The organism is Pseudomonas sp. IzPS59, from assembly GCF_014863505.1.
Lineage (GTDB): Bacteria > Pseudomonadota > Gammaproteobacteria > Pseudomonadales > Pseudomonadaceae > Aquipseudomonas > Aquipseudomonas kribbensis.
Window position 1 is genome coordinate 1,941,181 of record NZ_CP062251.1, and the last position, 24,912, is coordinate 1,966,092.

Here is a 24,912-nt window from a genome sequence, read left to right on the forward strand (position 1 = left end):
CCATAAGCACCACGGAGCGTTGCGATGAGCCCAGCTGAACCGGTCACAGGTTTGATTCTTTCCGGCGGCGGGGCTCGGGCGGCGTATCAGGTGGGGGTGCTGGCGGCGATTGCCGAACTGCTGCCGCTGGGCGCGGACAATCCGTTCCCGGTGATCGTCGGCACGTCGGCCGGGGCGATCAATGCGGTCAGCCTGGCCAGCGGCGCCACTGACTTTCGGGCTGCCATCGAACGCCTGACCCTGTTCTGGCAGGGCTTTCGCAGCCATCGCGTGCTGCGCAGCGACTGGCCCGGGGTGATCCGCCAGGCCAGCCGTTTCGTCAGTCACAGCCTGCTGGGCATGGGCCGGCAATTGCCGGTGGCGCTGCTCAACAGCTCGCCGCTGCGCCATCTGCTCAATGAAAAACTGCACATGCCCGGCATCGCCGAATCCATCGCCCGCAAGCAGTTGCATGCGGTGGCGGTGACTGCATTCGGCTACGAGTCGGGGCAAGCGGTGACCTTCTATCAGGGCGGCGGCAGCATCGATGCCTGGCTGCGCCATCGACGCATTGGTGTGCCGACGCAATTGACCGTGGAGCATTTGCTCGCCAGTTCAGCAATTCCGCTGTTGTTCGCGCCGGTGAAAATCGGCGAGGAATACTTTGGCGATGGCGCGGTGCGGCAGTCGGCGCCGATCAGCCCGGCGCTGCACCTGGGTGCGAGCCGGGTGCTGGTGGTGGGCGTCAGCGGCAACCCGCGCGGGTTCGATCCGGCACAACCGCTGGAGCGCACCTACACCGGTCAGCAGCCGACGCTGGCACAGATCGGCGGGCACATGCTCAACAGTACGTTCATTGACAGCCTGGAAAGCGATATCGAGCTGCTCCAGCGTCTGAACCAGTTCAGCCATCTGATGCCCGAGGGCACGCCGATACGCACGCTGGGCGTGGCGCCGGTGGAGGTGCTGGTGATCTCGCCAAGTCAGCCGATCGATGAAATTGCGGCGCGGCATCGTCAGGAACTGCCGGCAGCGTTGCGGCTGTTCTTGCGCGGGCCGGGGGCGACTAAAACGAGCGGGGCCGGGGTGTTGAGTTACTTGCTGTTCGAGGCGGGGTATTGCAGCGAGTTGATCGATCTGGGGCGGCGCGATGCACTGGCCAAGCGCGATGAGCTGTGCCGGTTTCTCGGGATTGGCGAGGCGGTGGTTCCGGCCTGAAATTTGCGGTGCAGCAATCGCTGGCAAGCCAGCTCCCACAGGTTCTTTGGCGTACACAACAGCTGTGAACGACCCATGACCCTGTGGGAGCGAGCTTGCTCGCGATGGCGTCCGTGAGGACGCCGCCGGATCAGAAGTGGAACTTCACCAGGAAGCTGGTCACGTTCTGATTGGTGGTGAAGCCACGGGTGTCGTCGATCCCGTACTTGTCTTTCCAGTAGTCGTATTCCACACCGACGTACAGCTGCTTCTCGCCGAAGTTCAGCGCCTTGCCCAGGTCGTATTTGACCTGCGGGTTGAAGTGCAGGTTGGCGTGGTATTCGCCTTTGCTGTTGACGTCGTTGTCGACCACCCAGTCCATGTAGCCGTCGATCAGCACGTTCGAGTTGCCGACCGGAATTGTGTAGGACCAGACCGGCGTAATCTGCCAGACGTTGTCACCCGGACGCGAACCTTCGGTGTGACGCTGGTAGAAGTTCAGCTGGAAGTAGTCGAAGCCCGGAATCGCCAGGTCGAAGCCTGGACCGATCAGGTAGGACTCGACGTCGCCTTCGCCGAACTCGTAGGTCATGGCCAGCAGCACGTCTTTGATCGGGCCGAATTCGATCTTCTGGTCGAGCACCTTGCCCAGCGAGATACGTGGCTGGAACTCACCGTAATAGGTGTTGTTGCCGACGCCGCCGTCAGGCTTGCCGTTGTAGAAAATCTTGTCGACGAACAGGAAGTTGTCGCCGTACTTCCACGCATCGGCGTGCTCGAAGGTGACGGTCTGCTGGATGGCCGGGTTGACCTTGAAGTCTTTGCCGTACAGGTAGGTCAGGCTGTTGTTCTGCCATTGCAGCAGGCCGTCGGCCATGGCCTGGCCCCCCGCCAGCATGGTTCCCGCAAGCATCAGGCTGGTGCTCATACGTTTCATTCGGTTGCTCCCAAAGTAGGTATTCCACGTTTATTTTTTTGAGTCGGCGCTCTGGTGTGGCGCCTTTTTTCGTTACCGCAAAAATCATCCATTCGGTCAGCTTTGATGCTGTTAGCAAGAGCTGAGCCAAGGCTTTTCGAAAAGCAAAAAAACGCCCGTCGGCTGCTGAAAAACAGTCGATTGAGCGTGTTTTCGGGACGCCTCGGTACTGACCGGGGCCGGGATAAGTTGGCCCGTCGGTCAGGAATTAAATCCGGGCTTTTTTTTAGACCGAATTCAGGAGGCCGCGGAGAATACTGACTCAACGGCCAGGCCTCAAGTGCCCCGCAACAGAGCACCGACGACAGGTAGGCGGCACGGTTGCGGGTCATCTTAGAAGTGCACCTTCACCAGCAGGCTGGCGGTGTTCTGATTGGTGTCGAGGTTGTGGCTGCTTTCGACCCCGTATTTGTTCTTCCAGTAGCTGTATTCGGTGCCGACATACAGCTGCTTCTGGCGCCAGCCGAGAGCTTTGCCCAGGTCGTATTTGATCTGCGGATTGATGTGCAGGTTGGCGTGATAGGTGCCGCGGGAGTTCTCGTCGTTGTCGACGACCCAGTCGAGATAGCCGTCGATCAGCACGTCGGAATTGCCCAGAGGAAAGCTGTAGGACCAGCCCGGAGTGATCTGCCAGACACCATCGCCCGGGCGCGGGCCTTCGGTCTGGCGGCGGAAGATGTTCAGGGTGACGTAGTTGAAGCCCGGCACTTTCAGGTCGAAACCGGGGCCGATCAGATAGGCCTCGCTCTCGCCTTCGCCGTACTCGTAGGTCATCGCCAGCAGCACGTCCTTGATCGGGCCGAATTCGATCTTCTGGTCGAAGATCTTGCCGAAGGAGAAGCGCGGGGTGAATTCGCCGTAGTAGGTGTGCGGGCCTTTGTTGCGGTCTTCCTTGCCGTTGTAGAAGATCTTGTCGACGAACAGGAAGTTGTCGCCGTACTTCCACTTGTCGGCATGCTCGAACGTCACCGTCTGCTGGATCGACGGGTTGATCGCGAAGTTCTTGCCGTACAGGTAGCTCAGGCTGTTGGTCTGCCACAGCAATAAATCGCCGGCCATGGCTTGTGTTGCGGCCAGCAGGCCGCCGCTCAACAACACGTTGGTTTGAGTCCGGGTCATCTGTTGCTCCCTCTTGTTTTTATTGTTTGAGGCAAAGCTGTCGCGAGGGGGCAGGCTTGGGCGAGCCCCCTTTTTTACTCTTCGGATCAGTGCGGGTGTGCGTGACAGTCGTTGATGGCCGCGCGCTCGGCGCCGCCCAGGATGTTGAACAACAGGTTCAGCGTCAGCGCGCTGAGGGTGGCCATGGCGATCCCGCTGTGGGTGATCGGGCTCATCCACAACGGCAGGTGGGCGAAGAATTCCGGGCGTACCACCGGGATCAGGCCCATGCCGATGCTCACCGCCACCAGCAACTGATTGCGTCGGTCACCGATGTCGGCTTCCTGGAGGATCTTGATACCGGTGGCTGCCACCATGCCGAACATCGCAATCGCCGCACCACCAAGTACGGCTGGTGGAATCGACGCCACCAGGAACGCCGCTTTCGGCAGCAGGCTGAGGACGATCAGCAGACCGCCGGCAACGATGGTCACCGAACGGCAGCGCACGCCGGTCATTTGCACCAGGCCGATGTTCTGCGCGAAGGAGGAGTGGGTGAAAGTGTTGAAGAAACCGGCAACGAACGATGCGCCGGCATCACACAACAAGCCGCGACGCAGCATGCGCGGGCAGACTTCCTGGCCGGTGATCTTGCCCAGCGCGAGGAACATCCCGGTGGACTCGACAAAGATGATCACCACCACCAGACACATCGACAGGATCGGCGCCAGTTCGAACTTCGGCATGCCGAAATGCAGCGGGGTGACGAACTGAACCCATGGCGCGTTGGCCATGCCGCTCAGATCGACCATGCCGATGGCACCGCAGAGCACGTAGCCCAGGCACATGCCGATCAGCACGGAAATGTTGACCCAGAAACCGCGCATGAAGCGGTGGATCAGCAGAATGGTCGCCAGCACCAAAGCGGCGATGGCCAGATAAATCGGCGAACCGAATTGTGCGGCGCCAGCGCCGCCACCGGCCCAGTTCACGGCCACGGGGAACAGCGACAGACCGATCGAGGTGATGACCGTGCCGGTCACCAGAGGAGGAAAGAAGCGCACGACCTTGGACATGAACGGCGCGATGATCATGCCGAAGAACCCGGCGGCGATGGTCGCGCCGAAGATTCCCTGCAGACCGATGCCGGGCATGCCAGCCATGGCGACCATGCTGCCGACGGCGGCGAAACTGGCGCCCATCATCACCGGCATGCGGATGCCCATGGGGCCGATCCCCAGGGACTGCACGATGGTGGCGATGCCGGCGACCAGCAGGTCGGCGTTGATCAGGAAGGCGATTTCTTCACGACTCAGGCCAGCGGCCTGTCCGATGATCAGCGGTACCGCGATGGCGCCACCGTACATCAGCAGAACATGTTGCAAACCGACCAGGATCAGTTGCAAAAGGGGCAAACGCTGAATGGCGGGTGCGTCGGGGATGCGCGCTTTGGACAGCTCGGACATGCAACACCTCGGATCTTTTTTATTCTTGTGATTGAACAGCTGCCGGGTTGCTCACAGCTGTTTCTTTGCATCAGGTAAACCGCGTTGCGGCAATTCGCCGGCAAGCCAGCTCCCACACAGGCAGTGCAAAACCCTGTGGGAGCTGGCTTGCCAGCGATGCTTTTACTGCTTAGTTGGTCTGGGCTCCCTGGGCGATCCATGCACCGATCAGGTCACGTTCCTGCTGGGTCATCTGTGTGATGTTGCCCAGTGGCATGATCTGCGTGGTGATGGCTTGCGCCTGGATCCGCGCCGCGTTCTGGCGAATCTGCTCGGGGGTGTCGAACATCACACCGGCCGGGGCAGCGCTGAACAGCGGGCTGGTCGGTTTGGCCGAATGGCAGACCGCGCAGCGTTCCTGGATCACGTTGTGCACCTTGTCGAACGCAGGCCCGGCGTTGGACGCCTGAGCCGGAGCAGCGGCCGGTGCAGCAGGTGCGGCCGGTTGTGCCGCTTCAGCCGGTTTCGCGCCACCACCCAGGGCCGTTTCCGGCAGCGGCTGGTACTCGATTTTCGCAGGAGCCTTGGCCACTTCCGGCGCGGTCGGCATCGGCGCAGGGCCGGTGACGTAAGCCAGGGTGATCATGCCCACCGCTGCCACCGGCAGGGTCCAGGCAAACTTGTGGCTGTCGTGACGGGTGTTGAAGTAGTGACGCACCAACACCGCCAGCACCGCGATCCCGGCCAGGATCAGCCAGTTGTACTGGCTGCCGTAAGTGCTCGGGAAGTGGTTGCTGATCATGATGAACAGCACCGGCAGGGTGAAGTAGTTGTTGTGACGCGAACGCAACAGGCCTTTGGCCGGCAGCGCCGGATCCGGCGTGCGGTTCTCGGCGATCGCAGCCACCAGTGCGCGCTGTGCCGGCATGATGATGCGGAACACGTTGCCGACCATGATGGTGCCGATGATCGCGCCGACGTGCAGGTACGCACCACGACCGCTGAACACCTTGCTGAAGCCATACGCCGCGCCGATGATCAGCACGAACAGGATGAAGCCGAGCAGGGCAGGTTTTTTGCCGAGGGGCGAATCGCAGAGGAAGTCGTAGATGAACCAGCCGGCGATCAGCGAACCGATGCCGATAGCCACGCCTTCAGGGCCGGTCAGGCCGCTGCCGGGTGCCACGAGGTAGAGCACGGGGTTGGAGTAGAACACCACGCAGAGCAGCGCGATCCCCGACATCCAGGTGAAATAGGCTTCCCATTTGAACCAGTGCAGGTTCTCCGGCATCGACGGAGGGGCCAGTTTGTATTTTTCCAGGTGATAGATACCGCCGCCGTGGATCGCCCACAGATCACCGGCAAGACCGGTTTTCGGGTTGACGCGGTTGAGGTTGTTCTCCAGCCAGACGAAGTAGAACGACGCGCCGATCCAGGCCACGCCAGTGATCATGTGAACCCAGCGCACGCTCAGGTTCAGCCATTCCAACAGATGTGCTTCCACAGTCTTTACCTCTCGCCCGTCACTCTTGTTGTCGAGTGATCGGACCTTCTCTTATTGGTGGGGGGCGAGGATCAAACGCTCATCCTCTTTGAAAAAATGCTCATCGCAGTTATTGCCTGTGCCACTGCGATCAACCACCAGGAAGTCATCCCGCTTTTCGATCGTCAGCACCGGGTGGTGCCAGACGCCGCGATGGTAATTGATGCCCTGCCTGCCGTTGGTGACGAAGGCGCGGACCAAGCCTGATACAGGTACATCGCCAAGTGGCGCGACCACGATCAGAAAGGGGTTGCCGAGCAGCGGAATGAAAGCCTGGCTGCCCAGCGGATGGCGTTCCAGCATGCTCACGGTCAGCGGCATGTCCTGCGCGTCGGCGCGGAAGATGCTGATGATCGCGTTGTCCTCGGGCGTTGCGGTTTCGACCGTCGCCAGTTTGTGGAAGCGCATGGTCGAACCGTTGTTGATCATGAAGTGATCGCTGCCGTCGGTTTCGATCACGTCACCGAAGGGGGCAAAGGCTTCTTTGGTCAGCGGTTCAATCGTCAGTGTGCGCATGCTGTTCTTCTTATCCAAAATTCTGTGTTGTTAGAACTATCGCCATCGCGGGCAAGCCCGCTCCCACAGTGGGCTGTGGCGTTCACAAAACCTGTGGGAGCTGGCTTGCCAGCGATTGGGTTCACCCTTATTTAGCGACCTTGCCGAACAGGCGCAGGCGGCTCACACCACCATCCGGGAACACGTTCAGACGGATGTGGGTGATCGGGCCCAGTGCCTTGATCTGCTCGACGAAGGTGTGTTCGGCGTGCATTTCCAGCTTCTGGCTCGGCAGCAGTTCGCGCCAGAACAACGACTGGGTTTCGATCTGGCTGTCGGTGCCGCCTTTTACGAACGCGCCCTGGATCGAGCAGCTGTCCGGGTAGTTGCCCTTGAAGTGCAGGGTGTCGACGACGATTTTCTCGATCTCGCCCGGGTGGCCCAGCGCGACGATGACCCAGTCATTGCCCGGGGTACGACGACGCGCGGTTTCCCAGCCGTCGCCCATGTTGATGCCACGGCCCGGGTTGAGGATGTTGCTCATGCGGCCGAAGTGTTCGTCGGAGCAGGCGAGGGCGCGGCCACCGTTGAGGGCTGCTGCCAGGTCGACTTGCTCGTTGTCGCCAACTGCCGACCAGTCGCGGAACGGAATGCCGTACACGCGCAGACGGGCAACACCGCCGTCCGGGTAGATGTTGAAGCGCAGGTGGCTGAACGCCTTGTCGTTGCTGATTTCGTGGTAGTGGTGGCTGTTGCCTTGCAGCTCGACGGCCGACAGTACTTCAGTCCACTGGGTGTTTTCGTCCGGCTCGCCCGAGGCCAGGAAGCAGGCTTCCAGCGAGGCCGATGGCGGGAAGTTGCCGGTGAAGAATGAAGTGTCGATGTCCACGCCTTTGATCGAACCCGGTACGCCCAGGCGGATTACCGCGCTGTCGTAGCCTTCGAAGCGCTTGCGGCGGGATTCCCAGCCGTCCATCCACTTGCCGTTGTCGTCGAACACGCCCTCCTTCCACACGGCCGGGGTCGGCTGAAACAGACGATTGGCGTCTGCGAACCAGTCATCGGTGACCGAGATGATTTTGGTGCCCAGACGGGCATCGGCCAGGTTGACGAACTTCTCGAAAGGTACGGCGTAAGCTTTCATTCTTCTTGTCTGCCTTTAAATAAGTGGCTGGGGATGCTTGCGAGGCCCTGGGCGTTCTCCGCGTCTGACACGCTCGGGCCAGGCTTGCTAAAGAGTCAGTAAACGGAACAGGGCAATCTTGTTGATCTCCGCCAGCGCGCATTTGAACTCGGTGTCGACCGGGTTGTGAATGCGCGTTTCGAACGCCGCGAGGATCTGATGCCGGTTGCTGCCTTTTACCGCCATGATGAAGGGAAACTTGAACTTGGCCTTGTAGGCGTCGTTCAGCTCGGTGAAGCGAGAAAACTCTTCGGCCGTGCATTGGTGAATACCGGCGCCAGCCTGTTCATTGGTGCTGGCTTCGGTCAACTGGCCCTGGACGGCAGCTTTGCCGGCCAGGTCCGGGTGAGCGTTGATCAGTGCCAGCTGACTGGCGTGATCGGCGCTCAACAGGATGTCGCTCATGCGCTGGTGCAGGGTTTCGATCTGGTCGATCGACGCGTCCTGGCCCAGGTCGAAGGCCTTCTCGGCCACCCATGGCGAATGTTCGTAGATGTCGGCGAAGGCTTTGACGAAGGCGTCGCGGCTCAGGGTCGACGGTTTCAGGGTTTGAAAGGTGCTCATTTGGCAGCCCCTTGGTACGGGTGGGTTTCGTGCCAGTGACGCGCGATGTCAACGCGACGGCTGAACCACACCTGCTCATGACTTTTAGCGTATTCGATAAAGCGTTTGAGCGAAGCCAGACGCGCCGGACGGCCCACCAGACGGCAGTGCAGACCGATCGACAGCATCTTCGGTGCTTCGGCGCCTTCGGCGTACAGCACGTCGAACGCGTCCTTGAGGTATTCGAAGAAATCGTCGCCCTTGTTGAAACCCTGGACCTGGGTGAAGCGCATGTCGTTGGTGTCCAGGGTGTACGGGATCACCAGGTGCGGCTTGCCGGTCGGGTTGTTCGGTTCCCAGTAGGGCAGGTCGTCGTCGTAGGTATCGCAGTCGTAAAGGAAACCGCCTTCTTCCATCACCAGACGACGGGTGTTCGGGCCGGTGCGACCGGTGTACCAGCCCAATGGACGCTCGCCGGTGAGTTCGGTGAGGATGCGGATCGCTTCGAGCATGTGCTCGCGTTCCTGCGCTTCGTCCATGTACTGGTAGTCGATCCAGCGGTAACCGTGGCTGCAGATCTCGTGACCGGCCTCGACCATCGCGCGGATCACGTCCGGGTGACGCTGGGCGGCCATGGCCACGGCGAAGATGGTCAGCGGAATGTCGAATTCCTTGAACAGTTTCAGGATCCGCCAGACGCCGGCACGGCTGCCATACTCGTAAAGCGATTCCATGCTCATGTTGCGCGCGCCTTGCAGCGGCTGAGCGGCAACCATTTCAGAGAGGAAGGCTTCGGATTCTTTGTCGCCGTGCAGAATGTTGCGTTCGCCGCCTTCTTCGTAATTGAGTACGAACGACAGGGCGATCCGGGCATTGCCCGGCCAGTGTGGGTGAGGAGGGTTACTGCCGTAACCGATCAGGTCGCGTGGGTAGTCAGCGCTCACTGCAGTCTTCCTTCTTATTCGTTGACAGATTGTGTGGCGCCCTGAAGTTTGGATGGCATGCTGGCGTCACAGCGATGGGCTGATTGTATACAACTTTATTCTCAATTTGTAAGCCTGAATTTTCGCATTTTTCACCGGCTGTCATCTTTTGCTGTTAATGGCGTGAACCTGCAAGAAACCTGCCTGACCAGTCAGCTAATGGTTCAAGGGTTCAATGAATGCCTGGTTATCGGGCAGATCCCCGGGAAAACGCGGGATGGCGGAGTTGAGCGGAAAAATGTCGTTTTTATTGTGTACAATTTTTTTGAAAAGTGTCTTAATCAGTCGCTCGCCGCAGCTTTTCGTGCTCCGAAACGGTGCGGTCTCCTTTTCAACTGACTTCGGGAGGCGCGAAGTCTGACTGCTCCACGCAGGCAGGCGCGCAGAATCAATGGGACGTTTGACAACACACGTTTTGGACGCTGCACACGGTTGCCCGGGCAGCTCGATCAAGGTCGAGCTGTACCGCGTTGAAGGTTCGCACCTGGAATTGGTCGCCAGTGCGCTTACCAACAGCGATGGCCGGGTCGATGCGCCGCTGCTGCAAGGCGATGACTACCGCACCGGTGTCTATCAGGTTCAGTTCCACGCCGGCGATTACTACCGCGCCCGTGGCGTCCAGTTGCCGGAGCCGGCATTCCTGGACGTGGTCGTGCTGCGGTTCGGCATTTCTGCCGAACAGGATCACTACCACGTACCTTTGCTGATCTCGCCTTACAGCTATTCCACGTACCGGGGCAGCTGACCCCCAAGCAGCTGCCTCCACCGGGAAGCGACTGCGCATATAGCTTCTTTGGTCTTTCGCCCGCTCACACTGCGGGCTTTTTTTCGTCTCGCGGATTACAGGTCGGCAAGGGTTGCGAGCCTCGACTCATCATCCCTGACGATGAAAATACTGTCCGGTTGCGAAGCATGAATCTGAGATCCACCCTTGAGCCACACCAGTCTGTTTTCAGCGTGCGCCTGGAGGATTTCCTGCAGTGCCGGGTACCCGACCTGGGTGTTCAACCGGACGTCGGCTGTATCGGGACCGGAATTCAAGGGCTGATGAATTTTCTTGCCCCTGACGCGATACAGGCTGACGAAAAAGACAAAGGGATGATTCTTCCGGCGAAACACCAAGGCCGGAAAGGAAGATGAAGGCGTTGGCGTGAAAACATCATAGCCCTGGCGATTCAGGATGTTGGCCATGAGCCGCTTGAGCTCAACGCCTGACTGCGTCGTTTTGAAATAATCCCACTCTTGCCTTGTCAGGTCGAAGTCCAATCGCTGCAGGGGGCCTTCCGGGGTCAGGGCTGGCAATTCCAGAGTGCGGCTGAGCCCAGGCCCGCCGCTGGATGTAGCCAGCGTTGGCAGCATCAGCAATGGATCGGCCAGTGGCGGATGAGGCGTGCTGTTACCGCGTTTCCAATCGTTGAACGTTTGCCTGAGGCGTGTCAGGCCCACGCCGGTTGCCATATCCCCATCGTTGGCCAGGCCGAACTGATGTCTGGCCACCTTCTTCACCGAGGTCTCCGACAACAGCGGAAAATAAGTGGCGATGTACTGCTTCAGCGGGTGTTGAAAGGGCAGGTTCGGATCGATCTCCCACTGATTGGCAGGCGGAACGCGGATCGCACCTCTGGGTTGCTGCATCAGGTCAGTTCCGAGGATGCGTTCCATGTAGTCGAAGTCATACACCCAGTGTTCCGGATTCTTGATGTAGACGATCGGGTGATCCGGGTCGGTACCGCGCGGCACCAGCAGAAAGCGGATGCCATCGACTTCAATACTGCCGATGGATGCCTGCTGGGGAGGCGCGTCCCATTTTTTCCAGGGATCGGACCATTCCTCACCCGTCGAGGTGGAAGAACGTTTGGACGCGACAACTTCTTGCGGATCATCATCCGGGTTTCGCAGGCGCTTGAGCGTCAATCTGGAATCGCTGCCGCCGGCACCCTCGTCGCTGGGTTTCACGCGCCAGGTAAGGGTGCCTTCCACCCGTTCGAGTCGTGGACCGGAAGGTCTGTAGTCGCTGTTCAATCTGGCCCGGAATTGGTTCTCCGAATCAATGCCCAGCAACACGGTTCCCCCTTCCTGAAGATCCACGAAGTTCCTCTGCGTCCCGATTTCCCGAATGCCGGAAAGCGCATTCGGCTCCGGAAGTCTGGATAGCTGATTGGGCGCAAGGAAAAAGTGCTCGATCGGCGCATGGACTACGACAGGGGTGATATGGGTCTCGGCCGGAAGGTCGACGATCTCCAGAGGTGCATGCCGGGAGGAGCTTGATTGATCCGACGTCCTCGGGTAATCGACAGATACTCGGTCTTCGCCGTGGGGCGCGATGTTCAGCGGCAACCTGTGGAGTGCCGGAGGCCCGATGTCGGGAAGGATGAAAGGTGTTTCGGGGGAGGTGGTCGATGCACCGGGTTTTATCGGTCGTTTGGGGCTCATGGATATTTCACTCGCAAGGTCGATTCACGTTGATCTGGCCAGAAGAGGCCGGATGTTCGGTGAATCAACGCTGCGAGGTGCGGTACTTATATCTATGCGCCAGGCGAAAAATTTCCGGGTATTGCCCGCTCTCGATGGCCTCAGTGACTGCTCAACAATGACGCTGCACCTGCGCCGCCAAACAGTCCAGCACTGATGCGGTTGAACCAGCTCTGGCCCTTGCCGCTGCGCAGGTAGCGAGCAGCACCGTGGGCGCCGAGGCCGTAGGTCAATTTGCAAAGCAGATCAAGCACGGTCCAGGTCGCGATCATCACCAGCAGTTGTGGCAGAAATGGCTGTTCGGCGCTGAGGAACTGCGGCAGAAACGCGGCGAAGAACAGGATGTCTTTCGGATTGCTGGCGCCCAGCATGAATGCACGTCCGAAGAGTGCGCGAAAGCGTGGAACCGGTGCCGCCTGCGGCACTTCTGCGCCAACCGAAGGCTGACGCGATTGCTGCCAGCTCTGCCAGGCGAGGTAGAACAGGTAAATTGCACCGACGATCTTCAGCGCGCTGAAGAGTTTTTCCGATGCCAGCAGCAGGGCGCCCAACCCCAGTGCCGAAGCGCTGAGCAGACAGATCGACGCACTCACGCCACCGAGAAACGCCGGGTAAGAACGACGCAAACCGTAATTCAGGCTGTTGCTGATCATCAGCAACGACAGTGGCCCCGGAATCAGGATCACCACCAGCGCAGCGCCGCTGAACAGCAGCCAGGTTTCCAGACTCATCACTTTCTCCTTTTTATCGTTATCAAGAATGTGCAAAAGCCCCACCCGCAAGGGTGAGGCTGTTTTGACGCTCGAACCGCGTGTTGCTTACAGGAAGATGAACTTGGCGATGAAGATCGCGCAGAGCACCCACAGGCTGACCGAAATCTCTTTGTACTTACCGGTGCCGGCCTTCAGCGCGACATAGGTAATGAAGCCCAGCGCGATACCGTCGGCGACCGAGAAGGTCAGTGGCATCATGATCGCGGTGACGATGGCCGGAATACTGTCGGTCGCCTCGTCCCATTCGATGTGCGCCATGCCGCCCATCATCAGCATCGCTACATAAATCAGCGCGCCGGCGGTGGCATAGGCGGGAATCATGCCGGCCAGCGGGGCAAAGAACATCGCGGCTATAAATAGCACACCTACGGTCACTGCGGTAAGACCAGTCCGACCACCAGCCGCTACGCCGGCGGCACTTTCCACGTAGCTGGTGACCGGCGGAACGCCGACCACTGCACCGAATACGCTGGAAGCGGAGTCGGCTTTCATGGCTCGGGACAGGTTTTCGATGCGGCCGTCAGCGCCCACCAGATTGGCGCGCTGGGCAACGCCCATCAGGGTGCCGGCGGTGTCGAACATGTGCACGAAAAGGAAGGCGAGCACCACGCTGATCATGCTGACGTTGAACACGCCGGCGACGTTCATGGCCATGAAGGTCGGCGCCAGGCTTGGCGGAGTCGACATGATGCCTGAGTAGTGCACGATGCCCAGGCCCCAGCCTGCCAGGGTCACGGTGATGATGCTGATGAGGATTGCGCCGAATACCCTGTGGTAGCTGAGGATCGCGATCATCAGGAAGCAGATGGCGGCAAGAAGCGGGCCGGGTTCACGCAGCGAGCCGAGCTTGATCAGCGTGGCCGGGCTGTCGACGACGATGCCGGCGGTTTTCAGGCCGATCAGCCCGAGGAACAGACCCACACCGGCGCCCATCGCAAAGCGCAGGCTGACCGGGATGCTGTTGAGCAGCCATTCGCGAATCCGCGAAAAGGTCAGGATCATGAACAGCACGCCCGAGACGAACACCGCACCGAGGGCGGTTTCCCAGTTGTAGCCCATGGTGCCGACCACGGTGTAAGTGAAAAACGCGTTGAGGCCCATGCCCGGCGCCAGGCCCACCGGCCAGTTGGCGTACAGGCCCATCAGCAGGCAGCCCAGCGCGGCGGCGATGCAGGTGGCGACGAAGGCTGCACCGTGATCGATCCCGGCATCGGCCATGATGTTCGGGTTGACGAAAATGATGTAGGCCATGGTGATGAAGGTTGTCAGACCGGCGATCAGCTCGGTCTTCACCGTGGTGCCATGCAAGCTGAGTTTAAAGAGGCGCTCCAGCAGGCCATTGCGTAACGGCGGCGAGAGTTCCAGCGTCGATGCTTCGGATTTGCGGCTTTCCACAGCGAGTACTCCTCAAGAGTTTTATTGTTATTTCCAGGGCCGGATCCTATGAGGGGGTGGCAGCGGCCCTTTGAGGCATACGCGAATTTGTTGACCATGCGGTCAGGAACTCGCACGCAGTGGATTATGCTTTTGTGTACAAATAAAGCAAATATTGTTTTTGATTTTGTAGACGAAAGTTTTGAGGATCGCGCTATATCACTCGGCCGAGCGGTTTTTCCCCAACGCCATATTCACCGCCAGCCAGCCATTCACCGCGGTTTCGCCGGCCTCGGCAAACACCCGTTCCAGTAATTTCACCTGCTCGCGGCGCAATGCCTGCTCAAATTTCGCGCCTTCGACGGTCAACGTCAGAAGCCGTTTACGTTTGTCTTCTTCGGACGCCACGCTTTCCACCAGATACATTTCCTGCAACTGACGCAACGGCATGTTCAATGCCTGTTTGCTCACGCCGAGCAGCGCGAGCAACTCCTTGACGCTCAGATTCGGATAACGGGCAATAAAAAACACGATGCGCTGATGCACACGGGACAGGCCACGGCGCTCAAGCATTTCGTCAGCCTTGGCGGTAAACGCCTGGTAACCGAAGAAGAACGCTTCCATGGCTTGTTGTTGGCTGGCGCAGTTTTTAAGGTCAAGCATATTGACGCTTCCAGTGAGGGTGACGTAATTTCAGTCAACAAGTTTGACTCATTTTTCTCATGCCTCGCTAGCGGTGACTTCCATGGCTTTTTCCGAACGTGTCTCGCGTCTCAAAAGTTCTCTGATCCGTGAAATCCTTGCTGCGGCCCAGCGCCCGGAAGTGATGTCCTTCGCTGGCGGTCTGCCGGCTGAAGTCATGTTGCCGAAGGTCGAGTGGGCCGACATGCCGCTGTCTCTCGGCCAATACGGTATGAGCGAAGGAGAGCCGGCGTTGCGCGAAGCGCTGGCAGCAGAGGCGAGGGCGTTGGGTTTGCCGTGTGAGGCGAGTCAGGTGCTGGTGGTCAGTGGTTCCCAGCAAACACTCGATCTGGCGGCCAAGCTGTACATCGACAAGGGCACCGAAATCCTGCTCGAAGCACCGACCTATCTGGCAGCCTTGCAGATTTTCCAGCTGTTCGGCGCCGATTGCCTGACCGTGCCGCTGGAGGCTGACGGCCCGAACCTGGCGCAGTTACGCCAGCGTCTGGAGCAACATCGTCCCGCGTTCATTTACCTGATCCCGACCTTCCAGAACCCGTCCGCCGTACGCTATAGCGAAGCCAAGCGCGAAGCTGTCGCGGCGCTGCTCGACGAGTTCGGCGTAACCCTGATCGAAGACGAGCCTTACCGCGAACTGACCTTCGACGGCGGCAGCGCCCGACCAATCGCCGGACGCTTGAAGAAATCCAGCTGGATCTACACCGGCACCGTGTCGAAAACCCTGTTGCCGGGCCTGCGCGTCGGCTACCTGATCGCCAGCCCGGATCTGTTTCCACATCTGCTCAAACTCAAGCAGTCAGCGGATCTGCACACCAACCGCATCGGTCAATGGCAGGCCTTGCAGTGGATCGGCAGCGAAAAGTATCAGCAGCACTTGAGTGCATTGCGCGGCTTCTACCGTCAGCGCCGTGATGCCTTTCAAGCGGCGCTGGAAACTCACTTCGCCGATCTGGCGGACTGGAACACGCCGCAGGGCGGGCTGTTTTTCTGGCTGACCCTTAAACAGCCGCTGGACACGCGCACCTTGCTCAATACCGCGCTGGCCAACGATGTGGCGTTCATGCCGGGCGAACCGTTTTTCCCCGAGCCGGATCGCAATCACGGTCATTTGCGCCTGAACTTCAGTCACATTGACCCGGCCCGCCTGGACGAAGGCCTCAAACGTCTGGCAGCGGTGGTGCGCCAGGCACAGGCCGAACAGGCCGCATAAAAAACCGGCCATCAGGCCGGTTTTTTTGATTCAGACCGCGGCGAACCGCTTGTTCAGGTATTCGATGATCGTGTTGGACTCATACATCCAGGTGGTCTGTCCGTTCTCTTCGATGCGCAGGCACGGCACCTTGATCTTGCCACCCTGTTCCAGCAGGGTCTGGCGATCCTGCTCGTTGTTCTTCGCATCCTTCAGGGCCACCGGCACATTCAGGCGACGCAGGCTGCGGCGGGTCTTCACGCAGAACGGGCAGGCGTGGAACTGGTACAGGGTCAGATCCTTCGCGGCGGCGTCGACCTGGGCCTGGGCAGCGGCGGGGCGCTGCTTCTTGCCCGGGCGGGTCAGGAAGTCAACGAAGATGATCAGTTGGCCGAGGCCGACACGAAGCGCTTTGACGAACACGTTACAAGCCTCACAGGGACATTGAAGAAGGCGCGCAGCTTACCCGATTTTTCACGGACGAAAAAAAACCGGCGATCAACGCCGGTTTTTTTGTGTCACGAATTACTTGATCAGGCTGAGAAACTCGCTGCGGGTCGCCGCGTTTTCGCGGAACTCACCGAGCATCACCGAGGTGATCATCGACGAATTCTGTTTCTCCACACCGCGCATCATCATGCACATGTGCTTGGCCTCGATCACCACCGCCACGCCCAGCGCACCGGTAACCTGCTGGACCGCATCGGCGATCTGGCGGCTGAGGTTTTCCTGGATCTGCAGGCGGCGGGCGTACATGTCGACGATTCGTGCGACCTTAGACAGGCCCAGCACTTTGCCGCTCGGGATATACGCGACGTGGGCCTTGCCGATGAACGGCAGCAGGTGGTGTTCGCACAACGAGTACAGCTCGATGTCCTTGACCAGCACCATTTCGCTGTTGTCGGAGCTGAACAGGGCACCGTTGGTGACCTCTTCGAGCGTCTGTTCATAACCGCGGCAGAGGTACTGCATGGCTTTGGCGGCACGCTTTGGCGTGTCGAGCAGGCCCTCGCGGGACACGTCCTCGCCCAGTTGGCCGAGAATCGCGGTGTAATTCTGTTCCAGGGACATGAAACTACCTGTGGGGATTTTCGCAAAGGGCAAGGGTACGGTGGCGGACACGACCCTGCAAGTTCGGTGTGACGGGATTATTCGTCGCGGCCTTCCATCATGGTGCGTTTGAGCATCACGTAAACCGCGCCGGCACCGCCGTGTTTCGCCTGGCACGAGCAGAATCCGAGCACTTGCGCATGCTGGCGCAGCCAGGTGTTGACGTGGCTCTTGATCATCGGCCGCTTGCCGTCCAGTCGCACCGCCTTGCCGTGGGTGACGCGTACACAGCGGATTTCGAACTTGGTCGCTTCGGCCAGAAACGCCCAGAGGGTTTCCCGGGCCTTTTCGACGCTCATGCCGTGCAGGTCGAGGCTGCCTTCGAACGGGATCTGCCCGATCTTGAGCTTGCGCATCTGGCTTTCCTGCACGCCGTCGCGGGCCCACATCAGTTCGTCTTCCGGCCCGACGTCGATCACGAACTGGTCGGACAGACCGTCAACGGTGGTGGTTTCGGTGCGGATGGTCGCGGACTGGCGCAGCTTGGCGATATGTGCGCGGTCAGTCTTGGGTTTGCCGGTGTCGGCGCGGTCGTGCTTGATCGGCTTGACGCCTTGGATCGCACTTTTGAACAGGGAAAAATCGTCGTCTTGCATATCAGCCTCCGCGAAGGGCGGCCAGTTTACCCAAACAGACACAAAACGGCCCGGCAAAAAGCCAGGCCGTTGATTCAGTCGTGTTTTTTCATCAGGTGCGGGGACATGTTCAGCTCCCGCGATTGCCGTGCGCGACGCCGGCAACGACGCCACAGGGCCACGCCGAAATACAGGAACAACAGGCCGACGGCCAGAATGATCGCCGAGCCCATCGGCGTCGCATTCAAGTCGCCGAGTGCCGGCGGATGCCCGATCAGGCTGGCAGCCCCGGCCATCGCCAACAGCACACCGAACGTCGCCAGAATGGCGGCGATCGCTGCGCCGAATCGAAAACGCCAGTTGCTTTGGCCTTTGGGCCGCAAGCGGCGTGCGTCAAATCCATCGGATAACTTCATTCCGACCTTCCTCAATGGGTATCGGCCCTTCGACCGGGAGTTGACCGGGTTGTTCCTGAGGCTAGGGTAATTGAAGCAAATGCGAGGCTTTTGCGGATGAGCGGCGGGCCGGGCCGCTCATTGGCGGTCGATCAGATCAGGTCATTGGTCAGCGCGAGGGTGGCGAAGTTGTCGGCCATGATCGCCATTTCCGCCTCCTGAACCTGTTCGGCACTGAGCACGCGGCCTTTGAACGGCAGATCGCGGGTGGCGCAGGCGTCTTCGACCAGGGTGCAACGGAAACCCAGGTTTTTCGCGGCACGCACGGTGGTGCTGACGCTGGAGTGGCTCATGAAACCGCAGACAATCAGGTCCAGCGAACCGATGGTTTGCAGGCGATCGTAGAGTTCGGTGCCGTGGAAAGCGCTCGGCAGCAGTTTGCCGATGATGGTTTCATCGCCCTGGGGTTCCAGACCGGGGATGAATTCGCCGCGTTCGCCCTGCGGGTCGAACAGACCGCCGACGGTGCCGAGGTGGCGTACGTGCACGATCGGACGGCCGGCTGCGCGGGCGGCGGCAACCAGTTGTTTGATGTTCGCGACAGCCGCGTCCATGCCGCTCAGGGCCAGCGGGCCGCTGAGGTACTCTTTCTGGGCATCGATGATGACCACGGTGGCATGGCTCAACGTGGCCGCTGCGTAACCGCGACCGCTGAGTTGAAACATCGTTTTTGGAACGGACATTCTGGGGCTCCTTGGGGTGGGGCTTTTGCGACATTGTCCTCTGGCTGAGCGGTTCTGTGAATCGCTACCATCGTAGGCACCGTCGTTACTGGCCTGCAGCCTCGTCAAGTTACACGTTCTGTTCAATAGCCGATAAGGAATTCGGAACACTCCTACCGTCGGCCCGGGATTTTTCCTGCGTCGTCGTGGCGCGTTTTGGCTGGTAGAATCGCCAGTCGTTTTTTCTGGAGTTCTGCCCCGTGATCACTTCCCGACTTCGTACCCTGCGCGACCACATCCGTTGGGCCGTCAGCCGCTTCCATGGGGAGGATCTGTTTTTCGGCCATGGCACCGACAATGCCTGGGACGAGGCCCGGCAACTCGTGCTCGGTGCCTTGCACCTGCCATGGGAAATCGCCGACAGCTATCTGGACTGCGCGTTGGAAGACGACGAACTGGTCAACCTGCAACGCCTGCTCAAGCGCCGCATCGAAGAACGCATTCCGACCGCCTACCTGTTGGGCGAGGCGTGGTTCTGCGGCATGTCGTTCATCGTCGATGAGCGCGTGCTGATCCCGCGTTCGCCGATTGGCGAGTTGATCGAAAACCGCTTTGCTCCATGGATCGGCGACGAGCCTGCGCGAATTCTCGACCTGTGCACTGGCTCCGGTTGCATCGGTATCGCCTGCGCCTACGAGTTCCAAAATGCCGAAGTGGTGCTGGCGGATCTGTCGTTCGAAGCGCTGGAAGTGGCGAACCAGAACATCGAACGCCATGGCGTCGATGAGCGCGTGTTCACCGTGCAGGGCGATGGTTTTGATGGCCTGCCGGGTCAACGTTTCGACCTGATCGTGTCGAACCCGCCCTACGTCGATGCGGAAGATTTCGCCGACATGCCGGACGAATATCAACACGAGCCGGAACTGGGTCTGGCCTGCGGTGATGACGGTTTGAACCTGGTGCGCCGGATGCTCGCCGAAGCGGCAGATCACCTGACCGAGAAAGGTTTGCTGATCGTCGAGGTGGGCAACAGCCAGGTACACGTCGAAGCGTTGTACCCGGAAGTCGATTTCGCCTGGCTGGAATTTCAGCGCGGCGGACATGGCGTGTTCATGCTGACCGCCGAACAGTGCCGAGACCATCAGGCCCTGTTCGCTTCCCGCGTCTGACCTGAACCGATCGTTCCCACCTCGGTGGGAACGATCATTGGCTTAGCGGTGCGTGGCAATCCAGATCAGCAAACCGGCCTGGAACACCGCAAACGCCACCAGACACGTAATGGTGAAGCGCAAACCCGCATCTTCACGCTTGAACTTGCTGACCTTGTCTTCCTGCTTTTTCAGCTTCACTTCCTGCTCGGCCAGGTTCTGCTCGGCCTGCTGCAGCATCTGCGCGGCTTCGAGAATCTCGACGATCTGCAGCTTTTCGCTGTTCCAGTCGCCCAGCAAGTCACCGACCTGAACTTCCTTGACGCTGCCCTTCAAATGCTGGGCGTCGGCGTACACCACATCAAAGCCATGCACGCGCAGAAAGTGATCGCGGCGCAGGCGCGTGTCTTCGTTCAGCGCGTCCTTGTTGTTCAAGTCCATGCCGTCGACGGTGTAGGTGGGCCAGCGTTTTTTCGCCCAATTGATGCCTTGAGCGGCCATGAAGCGGCCGATGCCACGGTTCAGCGGTTCGATCTGCAAGCCGCTGTCGGGGCCGAAGTGCACGCGTTTGGTCTTGTGGTCGACCCACACGTCGAGCTGATTCTGTTCCTTGCGCACACGCTGCGCGGGCAGCTTGATCGCCATGCGCATCAGGCTGTGTTCTTTGCTGTTGCGCTCGGCGTAACCGAATTCGACGAAGCGCAACGGCCGCCCGCCGGTGTTGCGGTCGGTCTGCAGCGGCGCCAGGCGGAGCATCTTGTGGTGCTCGACGTGGACATCCGCCCATGGCAGCTCGACCGCTGGCGGTGTGTCTTTTTCAGCGGTGGTGTCGGGTGAAGTCTGGGTATCAGTCATAACGGCGAGATCCTGTCCAAGCTGCTTGTCGCCAGCCAGTACGCTGGCGACAAAGGCTTATCGGCCGTTTTTTTCAGGACTGGAGGGTGAAAAGACCTTAACGGGTGCGAAGTCCGTCAATAAATTCGAGGATCCGGGTCCCCAGTTCCGCCGCCAGGGGCAAATTCGGGTCCTTGTAGGAGGCCATTTGCCGCTTCACGTCGTTGGGCACGATGCGCATCACGTGGTTCATGCCTTCGATCAATGCCAGGGTCGCGTCGGGTTTTGCCGCCTTGAGCAGGTTGGCGTCATCGACCTGCACCTGAATGTCGTTGCTGCCCTGGACGATCAGGGCCGGCATTTTCAGTTGGGCGAAGGCGGCGGACGGATCCTGCCGGAACAGCGAAATCAGATACGGCTGCACGCTCGGGCGGAAAATTGCCTGCAAGGGCGCCGGCACGTTGTCGTCGGTATGGCCGGCCTTGAGGCTGTCGAGCAGCTCGTTACTGCGTTGCATCAGTGGCGGCGGAAGACTGCGGGCCAGTTGCCGGCGCAACACCTGATCGATTGGCCGAGCCGTGCCGGACAGCGAAATGACCGCAGCGGCGTCGACTTTCGGTGCGGCCAGGCTGGCGATCAGTGCACCCTCACTGTGACCCAGCAGGATCAGCGGGCCGAAACGCGGATCAGCCTTGAGCTTCTGGCCCCAGGCCACGGCGTCCGCGACATAGGCGTCCACCGACAGATTGCGCTCATCCGGCGTCGCGGCCAGGCTCGCGGCCACCCCGCGCTTGTCGAAACGCACGCTGGCGATATTGTGTTTGGCCAGCACCCAGGCCAGCCGCTTGAGGCTGTCGTTGCGCCCGCCGTCGGGGTTGTTTCCGTCACGATCCGTAGGACCCGAGCCAGAAAGAATGAGGACAACCGGCACCGGATTGTCAGACTTTGGCAGCAACAGCGAGCCGAAAAGTTCGCCGCTGCCGGTGTCCAGAGTCACCGGACGTTGCAGGACAGTTGCCTGGACGAAGCCAGTAAACAGGGTAAGGCTCAAGATCAAAACTCGCAGCATCATCACGCCATCATTTGCCAAGGTGCCGGTTGGACTCACCAACACCGCCAAGGTTCGAGGATGAACTACTCGGTTAGCCTGCGTATACTGGCGCGCATCATGAATTTGGGTTTGATTTCACGGAGCGTCCTGCATGTCCGGCAATACCTACGGCAAGTTGTTCACTGTCACCACCGCGGGCGAAAGCCATGGTCCGGCGTTGGTCGCCATTGTCGACGGCTGCCCGCCGGGCCTGGAGATCTCCCTTGAGGACCTGCAGCGCGACCTCGATCGCCGCAAGCCGGGCACCAGCCGCCACACCACCCAGCGTCAGGAAGCCGACGAAGTCGAAATCCTTTCCGGCGTGTTCGAGGGCCGCACCACCGGCTGCTCCATCGGCCTGCTGATTCGCAACACCGACCAGAAGTCCAAGGACTACTCGGCGATCAAGGATCTGTTCCGTCCGGCCCACGCCGACTACACCTACCACCACAAATACGGCGAGCGCGATTACCGCGGCGGCGGCCGCAGCTCCGCGCGGGAAACCGCCATGCGCGTGGCGGCCGGTGCGATTGCCAAGAAATACCTGGCGACCCAGGGCATCGTCATTCGCGGCTACATGAGTCAGCTCGGCCCGATCGAAATCCCGTTCAAGACCTGGGAATCGGTCGAGCAGAACGCTTTCTTCAGCCCGGACCCGGACAAGGTTCCGGAACTGGAAGCCTACATGGACCAGTTGCGCCGCGATCAGGACTCGGTCGGGGCCAAGATCACCGTGGTCGCCGAAGGTGTGATGCCGGGTCTGGGCGAGCCGATCTTCGACCGTCTCGACGCCGAACTGGCCCACGCGCTGATGAGCATCAACGCGGTCAAAGGCGTGGAAATCGGCGCCGGTTTCGCCTCGGTCGCCCAGCGTGGCACCGAGCACCGCGATGAAATGACCCCGGAAGGTTTCCTCAGCAACAACGCCGGCGGCATCCTCGGTGGCATCTCGTCCGGTCAGCCGATCGTCGCGCACCTGGCGTTGAAGCCGACGTCGAGCATCACCACCCCGGGCCGTTCTATCGATATCTATGGCAACCCGGTCGAAGTGATTACCAAGGGCCGTCACGATCCGTGCGTCGGCATCCGCGCCACGCCGATTGCCGAGGCGATGATGGCCATCGTGCTGATGGATCACCTGCTGCGTCACCGTGGCCAGAACGCCGACGTGCGCGTGAACACCCCGGTTCTGGGCCAGCTCTGATGGGTCAACTCACAGCCGCTGCGGTCTGACCGTGGCGGCGCTCCCGTACTGGCGGCTGTCCAGTTTCTATCTGTTCTATTTCGCCTTGCTCGGCTCGACGGCGCCGTTTCTGGCGCTGTACTTCGATCACCTCGGATTCAGCGCCGCGCGCATCGGCGAGCTGGTGGCGATCCCGATGCTGATGCGCTGTGTGGCGCCGAACATCTGGGGCTGGCTCGGCGACTACACCGGCAGACGCCTGGCCATCGTGCGCTTTGGCGCGGTGTGTACGCTGCTGACCTTCTCGCTGATTTTCGTCAGCAAGACTTACGCCTGGCTGGCGATGGTCATGGCGCTGCATGCGTTCTTCTGGCACGCGGTGTTGCCGCAGTTCGAAGTCATCACGCTTGCACATTTGCAGGGCCAGACCTCCCGTTACAGCCAGATCCGGCTATGGGGCTCCATCGGTTTCATCATCACCGTGGTCGCGCTCGGTCGCCTGTTCGAATGGCTGAGTCTCGACATCTACCCGGCGGCGCTGGTGCTGATCATGGCCGGCATTGTGCTCAGCAGTCTGTGGGTGCCGAACGCGCAGCCACCGCAGGGCAACCGGCCGACGGGCGAGGGTTTTCTCAAACAGTTGCGCAGTCCCGGAGTGCTGGCGTTCTACGGTTGCGTGGCGCTGATGCAGATGAGCCACGGGCCGTATTACACGTTTCTGACTTTGCACCTCGAGCGACTGGGTTACAGCCGTGGCGTGATCGGCATGCTCTGGGCCGTTGGCGTGGTGGCGGAAGTGCTGATGTTCATGGCGATGAGCCGGATCCTTGCGCGGTTTTCCCTGCGCCGTGTGCTGATGGCCAGTTTTCTGCTGGCGGCGTTGCGCTGGTTGCTGCTAGGTTCGTTCGCCGAATTCCTCTGGGTGCTGCTGTTTGCCCAGGTATTGCACGCCGCGACATTCGGCAGCTTTCATGCATCTGCCATCGCGTTCGTGCAACGTAGCTTCGGTGCACGCCAGCAAGGGCAGGGCCAGGCGTTGTACGCAGCACTGGCCGGCACCGGTGGTGCGCTCGGCGCTTTGTATTCCGGCTACAGCTGGAATGCCCTCGGCGCGACATTGACCTTTAGTATTGCCAGTCTCGCAGCGCTCGCCGCTGCCGTTATCATTGCCATTCGAATGCAAGAGGACAGGCCATGAGCCTTACCCGTGAACAGCTTGCCCGGCAAATCGTCGATGCCGGGCGTTTTCTTTATGGTCGCGGCTGGTCGCCGGCCACCAGCAGCAACTATTCGACGCGCCTGTCGCCGAGCGAAGCGCTGCTGACCGTGTCCGGCAAGCACAAGGGCCAGCTCGGTCTGGACGATGTGTTGGCGACCGACCTGTCCGGCAACAGCCTGGAACCGGGCAAAAAGCCGTCCGCCGAAACCCTGTTGCACACCCAGCTCTATAGCTGGCGCCCGGAGATCGGCGCGGTGCTGCACACCCACTCGGTGAACGCCACGGTGCTGTCGCGTCTGACGCCGGAAGATTTCATCGAGTTCGAAGACTACGAATTGCAAAAAGCCTTCAGCGGCATTTCGACCCACGAATCCCGGGTACGTGTGCCGATCTTCGACAACGATCAGGACATTGCGCGCCTCGCCGCCAAGGTGCAGCCTTGGCTCGACGCCCATCCCGATTGCGTCGGTTATCTGATTCGCGGCCACGGTCTTTACACCTGGGGCGCACAGATGAGTGACGCGTTGCGGCAGATCGAGGCCTTTGAATTCCTGTTTGAATGCGAGTTGAAGACCCGCAGCGTCATGAACCGCCAAGGCTGACTTCACCAGAACCAGCCCATTTGCCTGATGAATGCAGTGCCCGACCGGTCTCGAAGAACCGGACGGCAAGGCCGATACCGAG

General features: G+C 60.3%; 26 protein-coding genes. 7 read left to right on the forward strand and 19 right to left on the reverse strand.

Annotation, left to right across the window (positions count from 1 at the left end; all coding sequences use genetic code 11):
- Positions 1–24 precede the first annotated feature (24 nt).
- A complete protein-coding gene (locus tag IF189_RS08820) occupies positions 25–1,197 on the forward strand; it encodes a patatin-like phospholipase family protein (protein WP_134825962.1) in 1,173 nt (390 codons plus the stop codon).
- Between the two features lie 130 nt (positions 1,198–1,327).
- Here the strand turns inward: IF189_RS08820 and IF189_RS08825 are convergent, their stop codons facing one another.
- The 8 genes from IF189_RS08825 to puuE all read right to left on the reverse strand — a co-directional run bounded on the left by IF189_RS08825 (position 1,328) and on the right by puuE (position 9,403).
- Complete coding sequence (locus IF189_RS08825; protein WP_119428451.1) at positions 1,328–2,113, reverse strand: outer membrane protein OmpK; 786 nt, start codon at positions 2,111–2,113, stop codon at positions 1,328–1,330.
- A gap of 372 nt (positions 2,114–2,485) precedes the next feature.
- Complete coding sequence (locus IF189_RS08830; protein ID WP_134825963.1) at positions 2,486–3,271, reverse strand: outer membrane protein OmpK; 786 nt, start codon at positions 3,269–3,271, stop codon at positions 2,486–2,488.
- Positions 3,272–3,357: 86 nt separating this feature from the next.
- On the reverse strand, positions 3,358–4,716 hold the full coding sequence (locus IF189_RS08835) for a nucleobase:cation symporter-2 family protein (RefSeq protein ID WP_085608811.1): 1,359 nt from the start codon (positions 4,714–4,716) through the stop codon (positions 3,358–3,360).
- A gap of 169 nt (positions 4,717–4,885) precedes the next feature.
- Positions 4,886–6,199 (reverse strand): urate hydroxylase PuuD, encoded by a 1,314-nt coding sequence (locus IF189_RS08840; RefSeq protein ID WP_134825964.1) that lies wholly within the window; start codon positions 6,197–6,199, stop codon positions 4,886–4,888.
- Positions 6,200–6,250: 51 nt separating this feature from the next.
- The gene (locus IF189_RS08845) at positions 6,251–6,754 is read right to left on the reverse strand and encodes an ureidoglycolate lyase (protein ID WP_027613342.1); all 504 of its coding nucleotides are present in this window, start codon (positions 6,752–6,754) and stop codon (positions 6,251–6,253) included.
- Between the two features lie 127 nt (positions 6,755–6,881).
- Positions 6,882–7,877 carry an allantoicase gene (gene alc / locus IF189_RS08850; protein WP_085710633.1) on the reverse strand — a complete coding sequence of 332 codons (996 nt, stop codon included), beginning with the start codon at positions 7,875–7,877 and terminating at the stop codon, positions 6,882–6,884.
- Positions 7,878–7,964: 87 nt separating this feature from the next.
- Positions 7,965–8,480, reverse strand: coding sequence for a 2-oxo-4-hydroxy-4-carboxy-5-ureidoimidazoline decarboxylase (gene uraD / locus IF189_RS08855; RefSeq protein ID WP_085710634.1), 516 nt, complete (start codon positions 8,478–8,480; stop codon positions 7,965–7,967).
- On the reverse strand, positions 8,477–9,403 hold the full coding sequence (puuE, locus tag IF189_RS08860) for an allantoinase PuuE (protein WP_007960032.1): 927 nt from the start codon (positions 9,401–9,403) through the stop codon (positions 8,477–8,479). Before puuE ends, uraD begins: the two co-directional genes overlap by 4 nt.
- A gap of 430 nt (positions 9,404–9,833) precedes the next feature.
- Here puuE and uraH point away from each other — a divergent pair, with 430 nt between their 5' ends.
- Complete coding sequence (gene uraH, locus IF189_RS08865) at positions 9,834–10,187, forward strand: hydroxyisourate hydrolase (RefSeq protein ID WP_011333195.1); 354 nt, start codon at positions 9,834–9,836, stop codon at positions 10,185–10,187.
- A gap of 95 nt (positions 10,188–10,282) precedes the next feature.
- On the opposite strand, the gene IF189_RS08870 is transcribed toward uraH, so the two are convergent.
- The 4 genes from IF189_RS08870 to IF189_RS08885 form a co-directional block, all read right to left on the reverse strand.
- Positions 10,283–11,875, reverse strand: a complete 1,593-nt coding sequence (locus IF189_RS08870) for a hypothetical protein (protein ID WP_192553134.1) — start codon at positions 11,873–11,875, stop codon at positions 10,283–10,285.
- A gap of 140 nt (positions 11,876–12,015) precedes the next feature.
- Complete coding sequence (locus IF189_RS08875) at positions 12,016–12,645, reverse strand: LysE family translocator (RefSeq protein ID WP_134825967.1); 630 nt, start codon at positions 12,643–12,645, stop codon at positions 12,016–12,018.
- Positions 12,646–12,732: 87 nt separating this feature from the next.
- Complete coding sequence (locus IF189_RS08880; RefSeq protein ID WP_114881997.1) at positions 12,733–14,082, reverse strand: NCS2 family permease; 1,350 nt, start codon at positions 14,080–14,082, stop codon at positions 12,733–12,735.
- A gap of 198 nt (positions 14,083–14,280) precedes the next feature.
- Positions 14,281–14,724: a MarR family transcriptional regulator gene (locus IF189_RS08885; protein WP_134825968.1), complete on the reverse strand. Its 444-nt coding sequence runs from the start codon at positions 14,722–14,724 to the stop codon at positions 14,281–14,283.
- A gap of 82 nt (positions 14,725–14,806) precedes the next feature.
- On the opposite strand from IF189_RS08885, the gene IF189_RS08890 reads away from it, so the two are divergent.
- Positions 14,807–15,973: a PLP-dependent aminotransferase family protein gene (locus IF189_RS08890; RefSeq protein ID WP_134825969.1), complete on the forward strand. Its 1,167-nt coding sequence runs from the start codon at positions 14,807–14,809 to the stop codon at positions 15,971–15,973.
- Positions 15,974–16,003: 30 nt separating this feature from the next.
- Here IF189_RS08890 and IF189_RS08895 read toward each other — a convergent pair whose 3' ends face one another.
- The 5 genes from IF189_RS08895 to IF189_RS08915 form a co-directional block, all read right to left on the reverse strand.
- Positions 16,004–16,375 (reverse strand): glutathione S-transferase N-terminal domain-containing protein, encoded by a 372-nt coding sequence (locus IF189_RS08895; protein WP_007960011.1) that lies wholly within the window; start codon positions 16,373–16,375, stop codon positions 16,004–16,006.
- A 102-nt stretch (positions 16,376–16,477) separates the two neighbouring features.
- Positions 16,478–17,023 (reverse strand): GTP cyclohydrolase I FolE, encoded by a 546-nt coding sequence (gene folE / locus IF189_RS08900; protein ID WP_003204506.1) that lies wholly within the window; start codon positions 17,021–17,023, stop codon positions 16,478–16,480.
- Positions 17,024–17,100: 77 nt separating this feature from the next.
- Positions 17,101–17,658 (reverse strand): Smr/MutS family protein, encoded by a 558-nt coding sequence (locus IF189_RS08905; RefSeq protein WP_192553135.1) that lies wholly within the window; start codon positions 17,656–17,658, stop codon positions 17,101–17,103.
- 74 nt (positions 17,659–17,732) lie between these two features.
- On the reverse strand, positions 17,733–18,053 hold the full coding sequence (locus tag IF189_RS08910) for a hypothetical protein (protein WP_085732350.1): 321 nt from the start codon (positions 18,051–18,053) through the stop codon (positions 17,733–17,735).
- 131 nt (positions 18,054–18,184) lie between these two features.
- Positions 18,185–18,775: a cysteine hydrolase family protein gene (locus IF189_RS08915; protein WP_192553136.1), complete on the reverse strand. Its 591-nt coding sequence runs from the start codon at positions 18,773–18,775 to the stop codon at positions 18,185–18,187.
- Positions 18,776–19,014: 239 nt separating this feature from the next.
- On the opposite strand from IF189_RS08915, the gene prmB reads away from it, so the two are divergent.
- Positions 19,015–19,923: a 50S ribosomal protein L3 N(5)-glutamine methyltransferase gene (gene prmB / locus IF189_RS08920; RefSeq protein ID WP_085710643.1), complete on the forward strand. Its 909-nt coding sequence runs from the start codon at positions 19,015–19,017 to the stop codon at positions 19,921–19,923.
- A 42-nt stretch (positions 19,924–19,965) separates the two neighbouring features.
- Here the strand turns inward: prmB and IF189_RS08925 are convergent, their stop codons facing one another.
- Positions 19,966–20,757, reverse strand: coding sequence for a hypothetical protein (locus IF189_RS08925; RefSeq protein WP_192553137.1), 792 nt, complete (start codon positions 20,755–20,757; stop codon positions 19,966–19,968).
- 97 nt (positions 20,758–20,854) lie between these two features.
- Positions 20,855–21,808 (reverse strand): alpha/beta hydrolase, encoded by a 954-nt coding sequence (locus IF189_RS08930; protein ID WP_192553138.1) that lies wholly within the window; start codon positions 21,806–21,808, stop codon positions 20,855–20,857.
- Positions 21,809–21,938: 130 nt separating this feature from the next.
- Between IF189_RS08930 and aroC the strand changes: the two genes are divergently transcribed.
- From aroC to IF189_RS08945, 3 genes are read left to right on the forward strand one after another with little or no spacing between them, the layout of a single operon-like run.
- Positions 21,939–23,030, forward strand: a complete 1,092-nt coding sequence (gene aroC / locus IF189_RS08935; RefSeq protein ID WP_134825971.1) for a chorismate synthase — start codon at positions 21,939–21,941, stop codon at positions 23,028–23,030.
- A gap of 31 nt (positions 23,031–23,061) precedes the next feature.
- Entirely contained in the window at positions 23,062–24,207 is a 1,146-nt protein-coding gene (locus IF189_RS08940) for an MFS transporter (RefSeq protein WP_134825972.1), read from the forward strand.
- A complete protein-coding gene (locus IF189_RS08945) occupies positions 24,204–24,830 on the forward strand; it encodes a methylthioribulose 1-phosphate dehydratase (RefSeq protein ID WP_134825973.1) in 627 nt (208 codons plus the stop codon). Before IF189_RS08940 ends, IF189_RS08945 begins: the two co-directional genes overlap by 4 nt.
- Positions 24,831–24,912: the final 82 nt, after the last annotated feature.

Coding starts and splice junctions, on each gene's coding strand:
- alc (WP_085710633.1), bottom strand. CDS start 7,877: ATGAAAGCTTACGCCGTACCTTTCGAGAAGTTCGTCAACCTGGCCGAT.
- IF189_RS08910 (WP_085732350.1), bottom strand. CDS start 18,053: ATGAAGTTATCCGATGGATTTGACGCACGCCGCTTGCGGCCCAAAGGC.
- IF189_RS08820 (WP_134825962.1), top strand. CDS start 25: ATGAGCCCAGCTGAACCGGTCACAGGTTTGATTCTTTCCGGCGGCGGG.
- IF189_RS08875 (WP_134825967.1), bottom strand. CDS start 12,645: ATGAGTCTGGAAACCTGGCTGCTGTTCAGCGGCGCTGCGCTGGTGGTG.
- IF189_RS08830 (WP_134825963.1), bottom strand. CDS start 3,271: ATGACCCGGACTCAAACCAACGTGTTGTTGAGCGGCGGCCTGCTGGCC.
- IF189_RS08870 (WP_192553134.1), bottom strand. CDS start 11,875: ATGAGCCCCAAACGACCGATAAAACCCGGTGCATCGACCACCTCCCCC.
- IF189_RS08905 (WP_192553135.1), bottom strand. CDS start 17,658: ATGCAAGACGACGATTTTTCCCTGTTCAAAAGTGCGATCCAAGGCGTC.
- uraH (WP_011333195.1), top strand. CDS start 9,834: ATGGGACGTTTGACAACACACGTTTTGGACGCTGCACACGGTTGCCCG.
- IF189_RS08945 (WP_134825973.1), top strand. CDS start 24,204: ATGAGCCTTACCCGTGAACAGCTTGCCCGGCAAATCGTCGATGCCGGG.
- IF189_RS08915 (WP_192553136.1), bottom strand. CDS start 18,775: ATGTCCGTTCCAAAAACGATGTTTCAACTCAGCGGTCGCGGTTACGCA.
- IF189_RS08890 (WP_134825969.1), top strand. CDS start 14,807: ATGGCTTTTTCCGAACGTGTCTCGCGTCTCAAAAGTTCTCTGATCCGT.
- IF189_RS08825 (WP_119428451.1), bottom strand. CDS start 2,113: ATGAAACGTATGAGCACCAGCCTGATGCTTGCGGGAACCATGCTGGCG.
- IF189_RS08930 (WP_192553138.1), bottom strand. CDS start 21,808: ATGATGCTGCGAGTTTTGATCTTGAGCCTTACCCTGTTTACTGGCTTC.
- IF189_RS08835 (WP_085608811.1), bottom strand. CDS start 4,716: ATGTCCGAGCTGTCCAAAGCGCGCATCCCCGACGCACCCGCCATTCAG.
- aroC (WP_134825971.1), top strand. CDS start 21,939: ATGTCCGGCAATACCTACGGCAAGTTGTTCACTGTCACCACCGCGGGC.
- IF189_RS08885 (WP_134825968.1), bottom strand. CDS start 14,724: ATGCTTGACCTTAAAAACTGCGCCAGCCAACAACAAGCCATGGAAGCG.
- IF189_RS08845 (WP_027613342.1), bottom strand. CDS start 6,754: ATGCGCACACTGACGATTGAACCGCTGACCAAAGAAGCCTTTGCCCCC.
- IF189_RS08925 (WP_192553137.1), bottom strand. CDS start 20,757: ATGACTGATACCCAGACTTCACCCGACACCACCGCTGAAAAAGACACA.
- uraD (WP_085710634.1), bottom strand. CDS start 8,480: ATGAGCACCTTTCAAACCCTGAAACCGTCGACCCTGAGCCGCGACGCC.
- folE (WP_003204506.1), bottom strand. CDS start 17,023: ATGTCCCTGGAACAGAATTACACCGCGATTCTCGGCCAACTGGGCGAG.